At 64.7% G+C, this 16,303-nt stretch carries 18 protein-coding genes and 2 pseudogenes; 13 read left to right on the plus strand and 7 right to left on the minus strand.

What is annotated here, in order from left to right; translation table 11 throughout:
• The first annotated feature begins 1 nt into the window (after position 1).
• From KRR38_RS21080 to KRR38_RS21090, 3 genes are read left to right on the plus strand one after another with little or no spacing between them, the layout of a single operon-like run.
• Complete coding sequence (locus tag KRR38_RS21080; protein ID WP_217405216.1) at positions 2 to 484, plus strand: Panacea domain-containing protein; 483 nt, start codon at positions 2 to 4, stop codon at positions 482 to 484.
• Position 485: 1 nt separating this feature from the next.
• On the plus strand, positions 486 to 1,289 hold the full coding sequence (locus tag KRR38_RS21085) for a hypothetical protein (protein WP_217405218.1): 804 nt from the start codon (positions 486 to 488) through the stop codon (positions 1,287 to 1,289).
• Positions 1,290 to 1,345: 56 nt separating this feature from the next.
• The gene (locus KRR38_RS21090; RefSeq protein ID WP_254514911.1) at positions 1,346 to 1,642 is read left to right on the plus strand and encodes a DUF1294 domain-containing protein; all 297 of its coding nucleotides are present in this window, start codon (positions 1,346 to 1,348) and stop codon (positions 1,640 to 1,642) included.
• Positions 1,643 to 1,737: 95 nt separating this feature from the next.
• Here the strand turns inward: KRR38_RS21090 and KRR38_RS21095 are convergent.
• Positions 1,738 to 2,550: pseudogene (locus tag KRR38_RS21095) on the minus strand (hypothetical protein); the annotation flags it as partial.
• 148 nt (positions 2,551 to 2,698) lie between these two features.
• Between KRR38_RS21095 and KRR38_RS21100 the strand changes: the two are divergent.
• From KRR38_RS21100 to KRR38_RS21125, 6 genes are all read left to right on the plus strand, one after another.
• Positions 2,699 to 3,184, plus strand: a complete 486-nt coding sequence (locus tag KRR38_RS21100; protein ID WP_217405220.1) for a DUF2314 domain-containing protein — start codon at positions 2,699 to 2,701, stop codon at positions 3,182 to 3,184.
• A 277-nt stretch (positions 3,185 to 3,461) separates the two neighbouring features.
• Positions 3,462 to 4,889: a metalloprotease TldD gene (tldD, locus tag KRR38_RS21105; protein WP_217407388.1), complete on the plus strand. Its 1,428-nt coding sequence runs from the start codon at positions 3,462 to 3,464 to the stop codon at positions 4,887 to 4,889.
• Positions 4,890 to 5,003: 114 nt separating this feature from the next.
• Positions 5,004 to 5,405: a hypothetical protein gene (locus KRR38_RS21110; protein WP_217405223.1), complete on the plus strand. Its 402-nt coding sequence runs from the start codon at positions 5,004 to 5,006 to the stop codon at positions 5,403 to 5,405.
• Between the two features lie 82 nt (positions 5,406 to 5,487).
• On the plus strand, positions 5,488 to 6,114 hold the full coding sequence (locus tag KRR38_RS21115) for a TetR/AcrR family transcriptional regulator (RefSeq protein WP_217405225.1): 627 nt from the start codon (positions 5,488 to 5,490) through the stop codon (positions 6,112 to 6,114).
• 31 nt (positions 6,115 to 6,145) lie between these two features.
• Complete coding sequence (locus KRR38_RS21120) at positions 6,146 to 6,700, plus strand: DUF924 family protein (RefSeq protein ID WP_217405227.1); 555 nt, start codon at positions 6,146 to 6,148, stop codon at positions 6,698 to 6,700.
• Positions 6,697 to 7,095 carry a DoxX family protein gene (locus KRR38_RS21125; RefSeq protein WP_217405229.1) on the plus strand — a complete coding sequence of 133 codons (399 nt, stop codon included), beginning with the start codon at positions 6,697 to 6,699 and terminating at the stop codon, positions 7,093 to 7,095. The genes KRR38_RS21120 and KRR38_RS21125 overlap by 4 nt, the downstream gene beginning before the upstream one ends.
• Here the strand turns inward: KRR38_RS21125 and KRR38_RS21130 are convergent.
• On the minus strand, positions 7,092 to 7,436 hold the full coding sequence (locus tag KRR38_RS21130; RefSeq protein WP_217405232.1) for a hypothetical protein: 345 nt from the start codon (positions 7,434 to 7,436) through the stop codon (positions 7,092 to 7,094). The two genes, KRR38_RS21125 and KRR38_RS21130, sit on opposite strands and share 4 nt — an antisense overlap.
• A 169-nt stretch (positions 7,437 to 7,605) precedes the next feature.
• Here KRR38_RS21130 and KRR38_RS21135 point away from each other — a divergent pair, with 169 nt between their 5' ends.
• Both KRR38_RS21135 and KRR38_RS21140 read left to right on the plus strand, forming a co-directional pair.
• Positions 7,606 to 7,959, plus strand: coding sequence for a helix-turn-helix transcriptional regulator (locus KRR38_RS21135; protein WP_254514912.1), 354 nt, complete (start codon positions 7,606 to 7,608; stop codon positions 7,957 to 7,959).
• Positions 7,956 to 8,441: an SRPBCC family protein gene (locus KRR38_RS21140; protein ID WP_217405234.1), complete on the plus strand. Its 486-nt coding sequence runs from the start codon at positions 7,956 to 7,958 to the stop codon at positions 8,439 to 8,441. Before KRR38_RS21135 ends, KRR38_RS21140 begins: the two co-directional genes overlap by 4 nt.
• A gap of 48 nt (positions 8,442 to 8,489) precedes the next feature.
• Here KRR38_RS21140 and KRR38_RS21145 read toward each other — a convergent pair whose 3' ends face one another.
• The 3 genes from KRR38_RS21145 to KRR38_RS21155 are packed head-to-tail and all read right to left on the minus strand — an operon-like array spanning position 8,490 to position 9,772.
• On the minus strand, positions 8,490 to 8,936 hold the full coding sequence (locus KRR38_RS21145) for an SRPBCC domain-containing protein (protein ID WP_217405237.1): 447 nt from the start codon (positions 8,934 to 8,936) through the stop codon (positions 8,490 to 8,492).
• 39 nt (positions 8,937 to 8,975) lie between these two features.
• Positions 8,976 to 9,446, minus strand: coding sequence for an SRPBCC domain-containing protein (locus KRR38_RS21150; protein WP_217405239.1), 471 nt, complete (start codon positions 9,444 to 9,446; stop codon positions 8,976 to 8,978).
• Entirely contained in the window at positions 9,443 to 9,772 is a 330-nt protein-coding gene (locus KRR38_RS21155) for a helix-turn-helix transcriptional regulator (protein WP_217405241.1), read from the minus strand. The genes KRR38_RS21150 and KRR38_RS21155 overlap by 4 nt, the downstream gene beginning before the upstream one ends.
• A 116-nt stretch (positions 9,773 to 9,888) precedes the next feature.
• Here KRR38_RS21155 and KRR38_RS21160 point away from each other — a divergent pair.
• Positions 9,889 to 11,191, plus strand: a pseudogene (locus KRR38_RS21160) (Hsp70 family protein).
• Positions 11,192 to 11,194: 3 nt separating this feature from the next.
• Here the strand turns inward: KRR38_RS21160 and KRR38_RS21165 are convergent.
• Both KRR38_RS21165 and guaA read right to left on the minus strand, forming a co-directional pair.
• The gene (locus KRR38_RS21165) at positions 11,195 to 11,608 is read right to left on the minus strand and encodes an SgcJ/EcaC family oxidoreductase (RefSeq protein ID WP_217405244.1); all 414 of its coding nucleotides are present in this window, start codon (positions 11,606 to 11,608) and stop codon (positions 11,195 to 11,197) included.
• A 7-nt stretch (positions 11,609 to 11,615) separates the two neighbouring features.
• Positions 11,616 to 13,175, minus strand: coding sequence for a glutamine-hydrolyzing GMP synthase (gene guaA / locus KRR38_RS21170; RefSeq protein WP_217405246.1), 1,560 nt, complete (start codon positions 13,173 to 13,175; stop codon positions 11,616 to 11,618).
• Positions 13,176 to 13,776: 601 nt separating this feature from the next.
• Here guaA and gyrB point away from each other — a divergent pair.
• Positions 13,777 to 16,299 carry a DNA topoisomerase (ATP-hydrolyzing) subunit B gene (gyrB, locus tag KRR38_RS21175; RefSeq protein ID WP_217405248.1) on the plus strand — a complete coding sequence of 841 codons (2,523 nt, stop codon included), beginning with the start codon at positions 13,777 to 13,779 and terminating at the stop codon, positions 16,297 to 16,299.
• Positions 16,300 to 16,303 lie beyond the last annotated feature (4 nt).

The following is a 16,303-nucleotide window of genomic DNA, read 5'->3' on the forward strand; positions in this document are numbered from 1 at the left end:
AATGGATCCGCGAGCCCTCGCGAATCTGATCTTGGATATCGCAGATGCGGAAGGCATCGGCGTCACAAACCTTGCGCTGAACAAGGTCGCATATTTTGCCCACGCCCTCTATCTGGCCGAACAAGGACATCCTTTGGTCGATGCCAAGATAGAAGCGTGGCAATATGGCCCCGTATTTCGCGAAATATACCATCAGTTCAAATCATTCGATAAGTCAGCGATTCGATCTCGGGCCAAAGTATTTGATCCAGAAATAGAAGAATATACTTCCTGCAGATACGATATTGAACAAAAAGAGTACGAGTATATTCGGTCGATCACATTGCCCTATCTGAAAATGCGCCCAGGCAAGCTTGTCGACCTATCACATGAACCCGGTGGGCCATGGCACAAGGCTTGGTTCCACGATGGTGAGGTAAACCCGGGCATGGAGATAACTGACGCAGCGATTGAGGCGCACTTCTCTCGGCAAGTGAGACACTAAAATGAGCTTCGACAGAATCGAAAAAAAGATTGTTCGTCCGCCCGCGGCCCACAATGTGGCACGTTTGCTTGACCCCGAATCAGAGCTGAAAACAACCGACAATATTGCTCGGTTCGCGCTGTCGATACCGGCGTTTAACTACGTCTCAGCGTTGAAAGTTTGCTTTGATCGGGTTGCTCTTGGAATAGATATAGAAACTGCAGTCAATGCTGTAAGGCAATCTGGAGCTCCAAGCGGCCGTATCCAAAATGAGCAACTAGTCCGAGCCTTTTTTAAGCATGATGAGATGCGGAAATATTCCAACCTCAAAGTGCTCGACAGCTATCGTGGTCAGTTCATGATATCCCGCGACATTTCCGTCCCAACTGTTCCAACATTCACGGTTTTTGAAAGCGGGAGGCAAGTTCCCGTTGTCATTTGCGGTTGGAAGTCGTTTAATCTTAGAAGAGATCAAATTCGCGCTTGGCTATCGATGCTCGAAAGCGGTCTCTTCTCATTCGCTGACTATCGTGGTTCGCCGTGGGAAATACTGCTGCTTCCGGATGCTGGTGATGTTGCAAAGCCGGCCCGTGAAGCTCGGGTTATTCGGTCAGGCGAGTACAATCTGTTTTCCGAAGCCGAGTTGCGAGAACTGGCAGCGATGTATGCGCGGGCGCAGAAAGCTGCGATGCCGATAGCGCGTGAACTCTGGCACCAACGGGAACAGAGGCGCCGCGAAAAGGAACGAGATCTCCCCAGCAGGCCGGGCATGCCGGACCGTGACAGCCCGCCGGATCTTTTCGCCAAAGGCGATGACGAAGACTAGGGACCTAGCTAGGAGCGCGGGTTGCTGCGTACGGCAGTCAACCTGCCTCTCATCGCATGACCAACCTCATCACGCAGATGACCGCGCTCACCAATCTCGTCATCACCCTCAACCTCCTCACCTTCGTCGCCTTCAGCATCGACAAGCTCAAGGCCGAGACCGGGCGCCGGCGCATCCGGGAAACGACGCTGCTCCTGCTGGCGCTGCTCGGGGGAACGCCGGGCGCCTATGCCGGCCGCGCGCTGTTCCGCCACAAGACGCGCAAGCAGCCGTTCTCCGGCCGGCTCCATACGATCGCCGCGGTGCAGCTCGCCGCCCTGGCCGCCGGCAGCGCGTGGCTGCTCGGCGGTTGAGCGCGGCATTCCGGTCCTAGCGCCAATAGTCGCGGCGTTGCGCGCCGTCGAAGCGGCCGGTCTTCAGGCAACAGGCCTTGAAACCTCTTCCCCGAACCGCAGGGGCACGGATCGTTTCGGCCCAGCTTCTCGAGCAGTTCCACCGCGCCGCCCTTGATCGTGCGTATCCCGCGCTTGACGCGCGTCTCGCTGGGATAGCCCTTACGCCGCTTGGAGGTCCGCTCGAAAGGACGGGAGCGTGTCGAACGTGGGATCGTGGTTTGGCATCTCTGCCTCCTCTTTTCAGGTTTGGAAAACGAAGCGGCGCCGGCGCGCGCGGATCGCTCCACGGGCACCGGCGCCGGTAACGGTCGGGCTTGGCCACGACCTGCCAGGCATCGCGGTAGAGGATCTGGCCGGGATGCTCGGCCAGGCGCCGCGTGACGGGCACGCCGCAGTCCTCGATCAGCGCCGCCATGACGTGCGCGTGGGTCAGCATCTCGCGCGCGTCGCCGCGGAACCAGCAGACGCCGTCCTTGTGCCAGCGCTTCTTCGAGCGCACCGCGAACGGCTGGCGCCCGCGCGGGACCGGCAGGTTCCGCTCGAACCAGTCGATCTCCCACCAGAGCGCCTGCCCCAGCGGCTCGTGCCGTGCTGGCGGGCCAGCGGATAGGCCGCGCGGAACAGGCCCGGCGCGATACCCGCGCGCGTGACTTCGCCCGGGGTGGTGAAACGGATGTACATGAGCAGTCTCGTGAACGGCCGGCGGCGGCAAGCCGGCCTCGTTCAGCGAGAGCGCGGCCGGTCAGCGGCGGGCGGGAAATTCCGAAGCGAAGCGCGGACGCGCAAAGGCAGCGCGCCGGCACGGAGGCATCGCAAGATCGAACATGAACGCCTCCTTCGGCTTCGCGCGCGGACCATCCGGGCACGGTCGGCGCCGTTAGACGAGGCCGGCTTGCCTGGCAAGAGACTGGCTCGGCAGGGACTTGCTCCGGTTCCGATCAATCTCGACTCCGCACGGCTTGATCGCGACCGGCGATGCGGCAAGCTGGCGGCGATACAGGGGGACTGCCGCTCATGATCCGTTCGCTTCGCCTTGCCGCGCTGTCGCTCGCGCTTGCCTGCTCCGCGCCGGCCTTCGCTGCGCCGCCGGAGCACGACGATATTCCCATCGTCAACGTCCGCACCAGCGACGCCAAGATGAACGCCGCCATCGCCGCGGCGCGCAAGACGCTGCCGAAATTCCTGGCGCTGCTCGCCGATCCGCCGCCGGGCACGGGCGAATATACGTTCAAGTATCCGCTCGGCGGCTGGGAGCACATCTGGGTCGATCACGTCGAGCGCCGCGGCGACAGGCTGACCGGGCAGCTCGCCAACATTCCCGAGCAGGAGGGTTACCGCCAGGGCCAGCGCGTGACCGTGCCGATCGCCGAGGTCACCGACTGGGCCTATCGCGACGCCAATGGCGTGATGCAGGGCCACCGCACGACGCGCGTGCTGCTGCCGCAGCTCGATCCCGCCGATGCGCAGTCGGTGCGCGAGGACATGGGCTGGGCGCGGTGAGGCCAGCGCATCGGTCCGATAGCGTTTTCCTACAGGACCGTGATTTGCCAAGATGCCGCGATGCTCGCGTCCGCCCGTCTCCGGTCCTGCCCATTTTTATTCCGCAGAAGTGGCACCCTGTCCGCGCGGGTCATAAGCATTTCTATGCATTGGCTTTTCCGGCCCTTCCGCAGGGTGACAGGGTGTAACTTGCGTAACCCTGGTGCCGGAGCGCCAGTTCAGGTTCTCTGCAACCCCGCCGCTGGCGCTCCGCCCCAAGCACGCCTATATCCCCCGCATGACCGCTGTGCTCGACCCCCGCTCGCTCCTCTACCGTTCCGGCCAGCTTTCGCCCGAGGAGGCGCAGGCGCTCGCCAAGGAAGTTCTCGCCAAGTGTGACGACGGCGAGCTCTACCTCCAGTTCATCGCCTCGGAGTCGTTCGGCTTCGACGATGGGCGGCTCAAGACCGCCGACTATTCGCGCGACGCGGGCTTCGGCCTGCGCGGCGTATCGGGCGAGATGACCGGCTTCGCCCATGCCAACGACATTTCCGCCGCCGCGATCCGCCGCGCCGGCGAGACGCTGCAGCTGCTCGATCCGGCCACGGGCTCGCCCGCCGCGCCGCCACGTCAGTCGAACCGCCACCTCTATACCGGGGACTCGCCGCTCGACGCTGTGCCCTTCGAGAAGAAGGTCGAACTGCTCAAGACGATCGACGCCGCCGCCCGCGCGCGCGACCCGCGCGTTTCGCAGGTCTCGGCCAGCATCTCGGGATCCTGGACCGTGGTCGAGATCGTCCGCGCCGACGGCTTCGTCGCGCATGACGTCCGGCCGCTGGTCCGGCTCAACGTCGGCATCGTCGCCGAAAGCAACGGCCGGCGCGAGACGGGCAATTTCGGCATGGGCGGCCGCTGGCTCTATGACGACCTGTTCGATCCGGCCAACTGGAACCGGGCGATCGACACGGCGCTGGAACAGGCGCTGACCAACCTCGAAAGCGTCGACGCTCCCGCGGGCGAGATGACCGTGCTGCTCGGACCCGGCTGGCCCGGCGTGCTGCTGCACGAGGCGGTCGGCCACGGCCTCGAAGGCGATTTCAACCGCAAGGGCACCAGCGCCTTCTCGGGCCGCATCGGCGAGCGCGTCGGCGCGCCGGGGGTCACCGTGGTCGACGACGGTTCGATCGCGGGGCGCCGCGGCTCGCTGTCGATCGACGACGAGGGCACGCCGACCCAGGAGAACGTGCTGATCGAGGACGGCATCCTCAAGGGCTATATCCAGGACCGGCTCAACGCCCGGCTGATGGGCGTGCCCGCCACCGGCAACGGCCGCCGCGAGTCCTATGCCCACGCGCCGATGCCCCGCATGACCAACACCTTCATGCGCGGCGGCAACGACGATCCCGCCGAACTGCTGAGCCGGATCAAGAACGGCATCTATGCCAAGAGCTTCGGCGGCGGCCAGGTCGACATCGTCTCGGGCAAGTTCGTGTTTTCCTGCACCGAGGCCTACAAGGTCGAGAACGGCAAGCTGGGCGCCCCGATCAAGGGCGCGACGCTGATCGGTGACGGGCCTTCGGTGCTGACGCGGGTGACCGGCATCGGCAACGACATGGCGCTCGACGAAGGCGTCGGGGTCTGCGGCAAGGGCGGGCAGTCGGTGCCAGCGGGCGTCGGCCAGCCGACCTTGCTGGTCGAGGGTTTGACGGTGGGTGGAACGGCGTAGTTTTTCCGCTGGTGGCAGAACCATTTCCGTGGAAACGGATACAGAAGGACGGGTCAGGCTCCATTAAGCCTGTTTGTGCGAATTCACGCACAAGGGGACGACAAGGAGAGTGACATGCGCAAGTTTGCAATGGCTCTCGCGGCGGGCGCTGCTCTGCTGGCGGGGACCGCATTGGAAGCGAAGCCCAAGTTGACCGGTGAGGAACAGCTCGCCAAGGCCATCGGCGACCGCGTCCCCGGCAAGCCGGTGGATTGCATCAGCCTGTTCGATTCGCGCGACCAGCAGGTGATCGACAAGACCGCGATCGTCTATGGCAACGGCAGCACGATCTACGTGAACCGGCCGTCGAACGCGCGCGATCTCGACCGCGACGACGTGATGGTGATGGACATCCACGGCAGCCAGCTCTGCCGGCTGGACATCGTGCGCACGCACGAGCGTTCGGGTTTCTTCCCGACCGGCTTCGTCAACCTCGAGCAGTTCGTGCCCTATCGCCGGGTCGCGAGCAGCAACTGATCCTGCGGTTTCGGCTTGATTCCGCCTTGCCTCTCCGGCTGTTGCACGTCAATTTGACGACGGGGTGACATCAGGAGGGGCAATGGCATCGACTCCCGGTACTCAGGCGCGCGGATCGCGTTCGCGGCTGAAGCTGATCGAGGCGGCCTACGACCTGCTCGGGGACGAAGGCTACCACGCTTTCAGCGCGCGTCAGGTCGCCCAGAAGGCGGGGCTCAAGCCGCAGCTCGTCCACTATTACTTCCGCTCGATGGAAGAGCTGATCGTCGCGGTGTTCCAGCGCTCGTCGGCCAAGTATTTCGACCTGCACGACAAGGCGCTGTCTTCCCGCCATCCGCTGCGCGCGCTCTGGGCGCTGAACAGCAACCTGCCCGAGGGCAAGCGGATGACCGAATATGTCGCGCTGGGAAAGGTCTATCCCGGCCTGCGCGAAGAGATGCGCAAGACCGGCGAGAGCTTCCGCCAGCAGCAGATCGACGCGATGGAGCGGGTCTATGCCGAGCGCGGCTTCGACAGGATCTTCGTTGGCCCGCGCGGGCTGGTCCTGCTGATGTCGGCGGTGGCGCGCAACTTCGTCATCGAGGGCGAGGTCGGCGTGGAGCTGGGGCACAGCGAGGTCCGGGCGCTGATCGCCAAGCTGCTCGATCACTTCGAACCGCTGGGCGATGACGCGCCCGCCGCGGCAGAATTGGATCCGCATTCGGCCTAGTGGTTCGGTTGGTCGAGGAGGGCAGTGAACGATGACGGCCGCACGGCAGGCCTGGGCGGCAGAGCTCCTGCATTTCTGGTTTCATCGCTTGCGCCCGGGCCAATGGTTCGGGCGCAACGACCTGGTGGACATGGCGCTGCACCGCCGTTTCGGACGCGATCTGGCCATGCTCGGCAGGCGCCCTGCGGGAGACTTCCTGCACGATCCGCTGACCGCACGCGCCGCGATACTCCTGTTCGATCAGGTCCCGCGCAACCTGTTCCGCAAGGACGCCCGCGCCTTCGCCTACGATGCACTCGCCCGCGCGATCACCCGGGGCACGCTGGCGAAAGGCTGGGACAGGCCGCTGGCTATGCCTGAGCGACACTTCCTCTACATGCCCCTGATGCACAGCGAGCATGTGGCCGACCAGCGCCTGGCACTGCGCCTCTTCGCGCGCCTGGGCGACACCCGGACTTTCACCTTCTGCCGCGACCACGCCCGCATGATCGAGCGCTTCGGCCGCTTCCCGCACCGCAATGCCGTGCTCGGCCGCAAGAGCACCCGCGCCGAGAAGCGCGCTGTCGCCGCGGGTAACGCCTGGTGAGCGGGCGCGATTTCGCGCGCTGGGCCCTGGCGCTATTCTACGCCGTGGCAGGGGCGCTGCATCTGATCCTACCGCGACCTTTCGTCTCGATCGTACCCGACTGGGTGCCCGCGCCTGAATTGGTTGTCGCTCTGACGGGCCTTGCCGAAATCGCCGGTGCCGTGGGACTGGTCCAGAGCCGATCGCCGGCCTTGCGCCGTGCGGCCGGCTGGGGCCTTGCGGCCTATGCCCTCTGCGTCTGGCCGGCAAACTTCAACCACATGCTGCTCGACCTGGCTCGCCCGGGTCACGGCCTCGGCCTGGCCTACCACGTCCCGCGCCTCGCCGCGCAGCCGCTGCTGATCTGGCTGGCGCTCTGGGCGAGCGGCGCAATCCAGCGCTCAGGCAGCCACTAGGGCCTGTCCTTGGCGAGGACGAGCCCCGTCGCCTCCTCGTAGAGCATGACTGTGGTGGCATCGAGGTTGAACGCCGGATGGATCGGCATGGCCTCGGTATCGCGGTGGGCGAACATGTTCTCGATCACCCAGTCGGGATCGTCGGTCTCCATGTCGTAGATCGCGAGGTGCTTGTTTAGCGTGGAGCCCATCGACACCGAATGGAGCTTGAAGCGCTGTGCCGTGGTGAAACCGTCAAGCGCGCAGATGTCATCGAGATGGCGGCCCGTGTACCATTCGTCGAATTCCACGTCGCGGCCTTCGAACGGCTCGGAAAACACCAGCATCTTGAAGCGTCGCATCGTTTTCTCTCCCGGTTTTGCGCCATAATGCCCGAAGCCGCGGGTCTGTAAACGGGGGGCTCTTGCCGCCCGAAGCAGCGGGGCTTGCCTCGCCACAATACTTAGGATTTGACCTAAGTATTGTGGCGAGCTATGGGCGTTACATCAGGCCACTCGAAGGATCGAAACCATGACGCCCCGCGCGAGCGCATCGCCCCCGGCCATCGACGACATCTTTCGCGCCTTGTCGGATCCGACAAGGCGCGACGTGGTCGAGCGCCTGAGCGCGGGCCAGGCTTCGGTGAGCGACCTTGCTGCGCCCTACCGCATGGCCCTGCCATCGTTCGTCGCGCATCTGCGCGTGCTCGAAGGTTGCGGGCTGGTGACTTCGCACAAGCGCGGCCGTGTGCGCACCTACAGCCTGGCCCCGCAGCAACTGAAATTCGCCGAGGACTGGCTCGGCCGGCAGCGCAAGCTCTGGGAAGCCCGTCTCGACCGCCTCGATGCCTACCTGCTGAAATTGAAAGAGGAGAAACCCCAATGAGTGCCATCAAGATCGACCCGAAGCTCGACCTCGTGCTCGAGCGTGAGATCGACGTTCCTGTCGAACTCGTCTGGACCGCCTGGACGACGCCGCACCACCTGAAGGAGTGGTTCGTGCCGAAGCCCTGGACGATCACCCATTGCGAAATCGACCTGCGGCCGGGCGGAGCCTTCAATTCGACGATGCGCTCGCCCGAAGGTGACGAGTTCCCCAACAGCGGCTGCTTCCTGGAGATCGTCCCGCATCAACGTATGGTCTGGACCGACACGCTGCTTCCCGGCTTCCGTCCTGCGGAGAAGCCGTTCTTCACCGCCGCGCTGCTGCTGGAACCCCTGGGACAAGGTACGAAATACACGGCCATCGCCATTCATGGCAGCGCGGAAACGCGCAAGACCCATGAAGAGATGGGCTTCCACGACGGCTGGGGCACGGTAGCCAGCCAGATGGTCGACTATATAAAGGCGGGCAAGGTTTCGAACTGAGCCCCGCGATAGCCCGCTCCTGGTCCTGCCGGAGCGGGCTCCATCGATTCAGCTCACCCGGCCGACCTGGACGTCATCGGGAAAAGGTGCACCGGCCCCTGTCTCGACGAGCGACTTCAGGCTCAACAGGAAGGTCGCCCACTTCGTGCTGCAGTGGTGCATGAACGGCACCGGCTCGCGCCAGTCGCAGTGCCGGAAGGTCACGTCCGTGAAGCCGCCTTCCGAGGCAAGGTCCCATTCGATGCTGGTGCCGATCCATTCCTCGGGGCCGTCGGTGACGCGCCATGCGACGCGTTCGGCCGGGTGACGCTCGACTACGTCCATGTCGAAGAAGCCGCGTCCGCCGAAACCGAAATGCAGCTTCTCACCGGCATCGGTCAGGCTGGTCGTGGTTTCCTCGGTCCACCAGCCGGCCAGCCCTTCGCGGCTGGTCAGCGCGTCGTAGACTGCGCCCGCGGGCGCCCGGACGCTTACGGCATGCAGAATGTCCACCATCCGATTTCTCCTTGTTTGCGGGTTATCTGCGAGGCCGGGTCAGTCCTCCTGCACTCCGGCGAGTTGGCCGACCTGGCTGACGATCTTGCTCCAGCCACGGCCCATGTTGGTGTGGGCGAGTTCGTTGCGCGGCAATACGAAGCCCGAATGGACCAGGCGCAGCCGCGTACCCTCGGCAACGGGTTCGAGCGTATAGGTAACGACGGTGTCGAGCGGTGCGCCGTAGCCGACGTTGCCCTCGTCGCCGCCGCGCCAGGAATAGGCCAGGCATTCGTTGGCGATCACTTCGATCACCCGGCAGTGGATCGTGCCGTCCCAGGCGCCGGCGGGCGTCGTGCGATAGGTGAATTCGGTGCCGGCGACTGGCGCGAAGCCGATCGGCTCCATCGGCATCCAGGTGGCGACGAGCGCGCTGTCGGTCAGCACTTTCCAGAGCCTTTCGGGCGGATAGGGAAAAACCTCCTCGACTACGATGCTTTGCGTGGCGGGCTTGAGGGTGCTGTCGGTCACGGATCGATCTCCTTGAGAAGGCTGCGGATGTCGGCGAAGCGTTCGCGCCAGAAGGCGCCGTAGTGGCTGATCCAGTCGGCCAGCGGCTCGAGCCCCTCGGGCGCGGCGCGGTAGTAGACCTTGCGCCCCTCGGGACGCTCGGCGACCAGACCGGCCAGCCGCAGCGACTTGAGATGCTGCGAGATTGCGCCCTGCGTCACCCCGCTGCCCTGCGTGAGTTCGGCGACGGTGATTTCCTCGGCGCGGACGACCCGTTCGAACAGGCCGCGCCGCGTTGGATCGGCAAGGGCGCGCATGATGGCGTCGATGGGAGAAGCTTGCTGCATGCGAATCACATTAGTAAATACTAATGTATTAGTCAATGCTAATGTGATTGACCGCCCGACTTGCCCTCGCGCCGTCTCGGTGCCATAGGCGCCGCCCCGAAGCCGGAGCGCACCTCATGCAGACCAACACCGCAGGCGGCGCGCTGGGGCTCGACTTCGGCACGACCAACAGCGTCGTCGCCCGATCCAACGGGACGCCTTCCCCAGAACTGGTCGAGTTTGCCGGCGATCATGCGATGGGCGCCGTGTTCCGTTCTGCGCTGTGCTTCTGGGAGGATCCTGCGGTGCGCGGCGGGTTAGCCAGCGAGGCCGGGCCCTGGGCGATCGCCGAGTACCTCGACTTCCCGCTCGGCTGCCGTTTCATCCAGTCGTTCAAGACCGTCGCGGCGAGCCCGCAGTTCGAGCATGCCTCGATCTTCACCAAGCGCCTGCGGTTCGAGGAATTGGGCGCGCTGTTTCTCGAACGCCTGGTCGGTCACGCCGGCGGCCGGCTCGACGACCGCCCTTCGCGCGTGATCGTCGGCCGGCCGGTGGCCTATGCCGGCGCCCGCGCCGACCCGCTGCTGGCACGCGAAGGCTACGACAAGATGTTCGGCAGCTTCGCCCCCGAGATTCACTATGTCTACGAGCCGCTAGGCGCCGCGTTCAGCTATGCTTCGCGGCTGACCGAGCCCGCTACTCTGCTGGTGGCCGACTTCGGCGGCGGTACCAGCGACTTCTCGATCGTGCAGGTCGCCGAACCCGGTGCCGCGCGGCGCTGCGTGCCGCTTAGCTCGACCGGCATAGGCATCGCGGGCGATCGCTTCGACGCGCGGATCGTCGAGCGGCTTGTTCTGCCGCTGCTCGGCAAGGGCGGCTCTTACCGTTCGTTCGACAAGGAGCTCGAGATACCGCCCGGCTATTTCACCGATTTCGCCGACTGGTCGAAACTGGCGCTGATGCGCAACCGGCGCACGCTCGAGGAGTTGGCCAAGCTCCAGCGCAGCGCGATCGACCCTGCCGCGATCGGCCGGATGATCGCCATCGTCGAGAACGAGCTCGGCTATCCGCTCTACGACGCGGTCGGACAGCTCAAGCGCGCGCTTTCGACCGAGAGCCACGCGGGCTTTCGCTTTGCCGGTGCCGGGCTGGACATATCGGCCGACGTCACGCGGGCCGATTTCGAGAGCTGGATCGCCCCCCGATATCGCCCGGATCGAAGCCTGCGTCGACGAGGCGCTGGTCAAGGCCGGGCTGGCTGCGGGCAGGATCGATCGCGTCTTCCTGACCGGAGGCTCGTCGCTGATCCCCGCGATCAGGCGGCTGTTCACCGAGCGTTTCGGCGAGGAGCGCATCGCCAGTGGGGGAGAATTGACTTCGATCGCCCATGGCCTCGCGCTGATCGGCGAAGTCGACAATATCGAAGACTGGGCCGCCTGAGGCTCAACCGCGCAGGACGGTCTCGCCAGTCCGCGGGTTCGTGAGGGTGACGTTCTCGAGAGCCTGGATACGCCAGGTTCCTTCACCCCGCGTGATCACCGCGAGAATCATGGTATCGACTTCATGCGGGCCGGCGGGATGGGCCAGGCCGGCTGCCAGCCGGCTCCAGAAATGCAGAATCACTGCGCCGTCCGCGATCGGCACCAGATCGACAAGCTCGTTTTCAAGCGTGGAATCGCGGTAGATCGTCTCGTGGATCGGGGCGTGCAGCGCGATGATCTCGTCCACCCCGCGCACGTAGTGCCCGAAACGGTTCACGAAAGTCGCATCGTCGTGAAACAGCGCGCCGAGCGCCGCCATGTCGTGCGCGTTCCAGGCGGCTTGAAAGGCCGAGGGCGCATCCTCCGGCCTTTCCATCAAGCGGTTATTCCCACTCGATCGTGCCGGGCGGCTTCGACGTATAGTCGTAGACCACGCGGTTGATGCCCTTGACCTCGTTGATGATCCGCGTCGCCACGCGGCTGAGGAAGGCGGCGTCGAAGGGATAGATGTCCGCGGTCATGCCGTCGGTCGAGGTGACGGCGCGCAGTGCGCAGACGTTGTCGTAGGTGCGGCCGTCGCCCATTACGCCGACGGTCTTGACCGGCAGCAGCACGGCGAAGGCCTGCCAGATCGCGTCGTAGAGCCCGGCGTTGTGGATTTCCTCGAGATAGACCGCATCGGCCTTGCGCAGGATGTCGCAGCGCTCGCGCGTGACTTCGCCGGGGATGCGGATGGCGAGGCCCGGGCCGGGGAACGGATGGCGGCCGACGAAGATCTCGGGCAGGCCGAGCTCGCGGCCGAGCACGCGGACTTCGTCCTTGAACAGCTCGCGCAGCGGCTCGACGAGCTGCATGTTCATGCGCTCTGGCAGGCCGCCGACGTTGTGGTGGCTCTTGATCGTCACCGAAGGGCCGCCGGTGAACGATACGCTCTCGATCACGTCGGGATAGAGCGTGCCCTGGGCGAGGAATTCGGCGCCGCCGATCTTGTTCGCCTCGGCCTCGAACACGTCGATGAAGGTCTTGCCGATGAACTTGCGCTTCTGCTCGGGGTCGGTGACGCCGGCGAGGCCGTTGAGGAAAAGCGTCGAGGCATCGACGTGGACCAGCGGGATGTTGTAGTGGCCGCGGAACAGCGAGACGACCTGTTCGGCCTCGCCCATGCGCAGGATGCCGCCGTCGACGAAGACGCAGGTCAGCTGGTCGCCGATCGCCTCGTGGATCAGCAGCGCGGCGACGGCGCTGTCGACCCCGCCCGACAACCCGCAGATCACTCGGCCCTTGCCGACCTGGGCGCGGATTTCCTCGATCTTGGTCTTGCGGAACTCGGCCATCGTCCAGTCGCCCGAAAGGCCGCAGACGTGGCGGACGAAGTTCTTGAGCAGCCGGCCGCCGTCGGGCGTGTGCACGACTTCGGGGTGGAACTGCATCGCGTAGATGCGCTTGGCGTCGTTGGCGATCACCGCGAAAGGCGCGCCGGGGCTCGCCGCGACCGAGCGGAACCCGGGGGCGAGCTGGGTGACCTTGTCGCCATGGCTCATCCATACCTGGTGTGTCTCGCCCTCGCTCCACAGGCCGTCGAACAGCGCGCAGCGGTCATTGATCTCAATGAAGGCGCGGCCGAACTCGCCGCTATCGCCGAGCAGCACTTCGCCGCCCAACTGGTGCATCAGAGCCTGCTGGCCGTAACAGATGCCGAGGATAGGGAGGCCGCTTTCGAGGATCGCCTCGGGTATGCGCGGGCCGTCGGCATCGAGCACCGAGGCCGGCGATCCCGAAAGGATCACGCCCTTGGGCTGCATCCGCTCAAAGGCAGCCTCGGCCGAGCCGAAGGGTGCGATTTCGGAATAGACCCCGGCTTCGCGAACGCGGCGCGCAATCAGCTGCGTCACCTGGCTGCCGAAATCGACGATGAGGATGGAATCCGAAGGCTGTACGCTCATGTCGAGCAGTTAGGCGCGCGCGTGCTGGCTGTCCAGAGGGCTGGACGCTGGGTCCGGCCTGCTTTCCAGACCAATCCGAGGCGGCTCGTCGGTCCGCCGAAAGCACATGCTGCGGCATACTAACCAAGGTAACCTTTTTCTAGGACTTTTGCGTTAGAGAGCAGCTGTCGGAACGGAATTTCCTCGCTTCGGCGACGTTAATAAACGGTTTGCCGACGATTGCGTTTAACGCAACATCTATTGTTGCCTTTGCCCGTGCGAAAATTACTAACCTATGTATGTTGCGCTTGCGAAACGGGGACCAATTCCCATTTCGCAAATGTGATTTTAAAGGAGGAAAACATGGAACGCATCTATCGTGCGCTCGGTCTCGCGGTTGCCCTTGGCACCAGCGGTCTGATGTTCGCTTTGACGCTGGCTTGATGTCGGCGCATTCGGGCCGGCCTTGCGCCTGACGGCTGGATTTTCCAGACGCAGCGCAAGGCCGAGCCTCAGCCACTTAGAGTGGCAGCAGTAGCCCGCGATTTCGCGGGCTTTTCTGTGGATTTCAGGCGCGAATACGGGTTCCGCAAGCCCCCCCCTTCGTGCCTATATGCTGGTCATGGCCAGCACCCCCGAAAACACTCCCAACACCAATTCCTATGGCGCGGATTCGATCAAGGTCCTCAAGGGCCTCGACGCGGTCCGCAAGCGCCCCGGCATGTATATCGGCGACACCGACGACGGCTCCGGCCTGCACCACATGGTGTTCGAGGTGTCGGATAACGCGATCGACGAGGCGCTGGCCGGGCACTGCGACCTGGTGCTGATCGAGCTCAACCCCGACGGCTCGGTCTCGGTTACCGACAACGGCCGGGGCATCCCCACCGGCATCCATGCCGAGGAAGGCGTCTCCGCGGCCGAGGTCATCATGACCCAGCTTCACGCCGGCGGTAAGTTCGACAACACCAATGATGACAACGCCTACAAGGTGTCGGGCGGCCTCCACGGCGTCGGCGTCTCGGTGGTTAACGCGCTCAGCGAATGGCTCGAGCTGACGATCTGGCGCGACGGCGAAGAGCACTGGATGAAGTTCGCGCACGGTGATGCGGTTTCGCCGCTGGTCGTCCGCGGCCCCGCGCCCGAGGGCAAGAAGGGCACGCGCGTGACTTTCCTCGCCTCGACCGACACCTTCAAGAACGTCACCGAGTTCGATTTCGAGAAGCTCGAGCATCGCTACCGGGAACTGGCTTTCCTCAACTCGGGCGTGCGCATCCTGCTGCGCGACAAGCGCCACGCCGATGTGGCCGAGCACGACCTGTTCTACGAGGGCGGCATCGCGGCTTTCGTGAAGTACCTCGACCGCAACAAGACGCCGCTGCTGCCCGAACCGATTTCGATCAGTTCGGAACGCGACGGCATCGGCATCGACGTCGCGCTCGAGTGGAACGACAGCTACTACGAGAACGTCCTCGCCTTCACCAACAACATCCCGCAGCGCGATGGCGGCACGCATATTGCCGCTTTCCGCGCGGCGCTGACCCGTACGCTCAACAACTACGCCGAGAAATCGGGTCAGCTGAAGAAGGAAAAGGTCAACCTCACCGGCGAGGACATGCGCGAAGGGCTGACCGCGATCGTTTCGGTCAAGCTGCCCGACCCCAAGTTCTCATCGCAGACCAAGGACAAGCTGGTCTCCTCCGAAGTGCGCCAGCCGCTCGAGAGCCTGATGGCCGATCGGATCAGCGATTGGCTCGAGGAAAATCCAGCCAATGCCAAGCAGGTCGTCGGTAAGATCATCGACGCTGCTGCCGCGCGCGAAGCCGCCAAGAAGGCGCGCGAGCTGACCCGGCGCAAGGGCGCGATGGACATCGCCTCGCTGCCCGGCAAGCTCGCCGATTGCCAGGAACGCGATCCGAGCAAGTGCGAACTGTTCCTGGTCGAGGGTGACTCGGCCGGCGGCTCGGCCAAGCAGGGGCGCGATCGCCACTATCAGGCGATCCTGCCGCTCAAGGGCAAGATCCTCAACGTCGAGCGCGCGCGCTTCGATCGGATCATCTCGTCGAAGGAAGTCGGCACGTTGATCCAGGCGATGGGCACGGGTATCCGCGACGAGTTCAACCTCGACAAGCTGCGCTACCACAAGATCGTCATCATGACCGACGCCGACGTCGACGGCGCACACATCCGCACCTTGCTGCTGACCTTCTTCCACCGCCAGATGCCTGACATTATCCGCGCCGGGCACCTCTTCATCGCCCAGCCGCCGCTCTACAAGGTCAACAAAGGCCGCAGCGAAGTCTACCTCAAGGACGCCGCCGCGCTCGACCGCTACCTGGTCGAAGCCGGTTTGGCTGGCCGCGTGCTCGAAACCGCCGGCGGCACCCGCGGCGGCACCGAGCTCGAAGGCCTGGTCGAACACGCGCTACGCCTGCGGAGCCTGATGGGCTTCGTCCCGCGCCGCTATGATCCGGCGATCGTCGAGGCGCTGGCCATGGCCGGCGTGCTCGATCCCGATCTCGACCGCGCCGGCCGCGAGGCCGCGCTGGCCCGCGCCGCGACCTGGCTCGACATCGGCGAGCGCGACGCCAAGTGGACCGCGCTGATGACCGAGAACGGCGACGTCACCGTTCAGCGGCTGTGGCGCGGCGTGACCGACCACCATGTGATCGAAGCGGCGTTCCTCACCAGCGCCGAAGCGCGCAAGCTGGCCCGCCTCGCCGGCGAGCAGGCAGAAGTCTATGCCTCGACCGCCAAGCTGGTGAAGATCAGCGCCGCCGCGGAAGAAGTCGTCGAAGCCGAACCGGCGATCGAGGATGAGGGCGAGGTTCAGGAGAATGCGCCTGCTGCCCGCCCCGCCAGCAACGAAGGCGCGATCACGCGACCGTCCGAACTGCTCGACGCCGTCCTTGCCATCGGCCGCAAGGGCCTGTCGATCGCGCGCTACAAGGGCCTGGGAGAGATGAATGCCGAGCAGCTCTGGGAAACCACGCTCGACCCCGACCACCGCATCCTGCTGCAGGTCAAGGTCGAGGACGCCGACGTTACCGACGAGATCTTTACCCGGCTGATGGGCGATATCGTCGAGCCGCGCCGCGACTTCATCCAGGAGAATGCACTCAACGTGGCCAACCTGGACGTGTGATTTC

The organism is Novosphingobium sp. G106, from assembly GCF_019075875.1.
Taxonomy (GTDB): Bacteria; Pseudomonadota; Alphaproteobacteria; order Sphingomonadales; family Sphingomonadaceae; genus Novosphingobium.

Bases quoted from the DNA above. Each gene is read 5' to 3' on its own strand.
- gyrB (WP_217405248.1), top strand. From the start codon at position 13,777: ATGGCCAGCACCCCCGAAAACACTCCCAACACCAATTCCTATGGCGCG.
- KRR38_RS21090 (WP_254514911.1), top strand. From the start codon at position 1,346: ATGACCAACCTCATCACGCAGATGACCGCGCTCACCAATCTCGTCATC.
- guaA (WP_217405246.1), bottom strand. From the start codon at position 13,175: ATGAGCGTACAGCCTTCGGATTCCATCCTCATCGTCGATTTCGGCAGC.
- KRR38_RS21155 (WP_217405241.1), bottom strand. From the start codon at position 9,772: ATGCAGCAAGCTTCTCCCATCGACGCCATCATGCGCGCCCTTGCCGAT.
- KRR38_RS21135 (WP_254514912.1), top strand. From the start codon at position 7,606: ATGACGCCCCGCGCGAGCGCATCGCCCCCGGCCATCGACGACATCTTT.
- KRR38_RS21145 (WP_217405237.1), bottom strand. From the start codon at position 8,936: ATGGTGGACATTCTGCATGCCGTAAGCGTCCGGGCGCCCGCGGGCGCA.
- KRR38_RS21115 (WP_217405225.1), top strand. From the start codon at position 5,488: ATGGCATCGACTCCCGGTACTCAGGCGCGCGGATCGCGTTCGCGGCTG.
- KRR38_RS21110 (WP_217405223.1), top strand. From the start codon at position 5,004: ATGCGCAAGTTTGCAATGGCTCTCGCGGCGGGCGCTGCTCTGCTGGCG.
- KRR38_RS21085 (WP_217405218.1), top strand. From the start codon at position 486: ATGAGCTTCGACAGAATCGAAAAAAAGATTGTTCGTCCGCCCGCGGCC.
- KRR38_RS21080 (WP_217405216.1), top strand. From the start codon at position 2: ATGGATCCGCGAGCCCTCGCGAATCTGATCTTGGATATCGCAGATGCG.
- tldD (WP_217407388.1), top strand. From the start codon at position 3,462: ATGACCGCTGTGCTCGACCCCCGCTCGCTCCTCTACCGTTCCGGCCAG.
- KRR38_RS21100 (WP_217405220.1), top strand. From the start codon at position 2,699: ATGATCCGTTCGCTTCGCCTTGCCGCGCTGTCGCTCGCGCTTGCCTGC.
- KRR38_RS21165 (WP_217405244.1), bottom strand. From the start codon at position 11,608: ATGGAAAGGCCGGAGGATGCGCCCTCGGCCTTTCAAGCCGCCTGGAAC.
- KRR38_RS21120 (WP_217405227.1), top strand. From the start codon at position 6,146: ATGACGGCCGCACGGCAGGCCTGGGCGGCAGAGCTCCTGCATTTCTGG.
- KRR38_RS21140 (WP_217405234.1), top strand. From the start codon at position 7,956: ATGAGTGCCATCAAGATCGACCCGAAGCTCGACCTCGTGCTCGAGCGT.
- KRR38_RS21130 (WP_217405232.1), bottom strand. From the start codon at position 7,436: ATGCGACGCTTCAAGATGCTGGTGTTTTCCGAGCCGTTCGAAGGCCGC.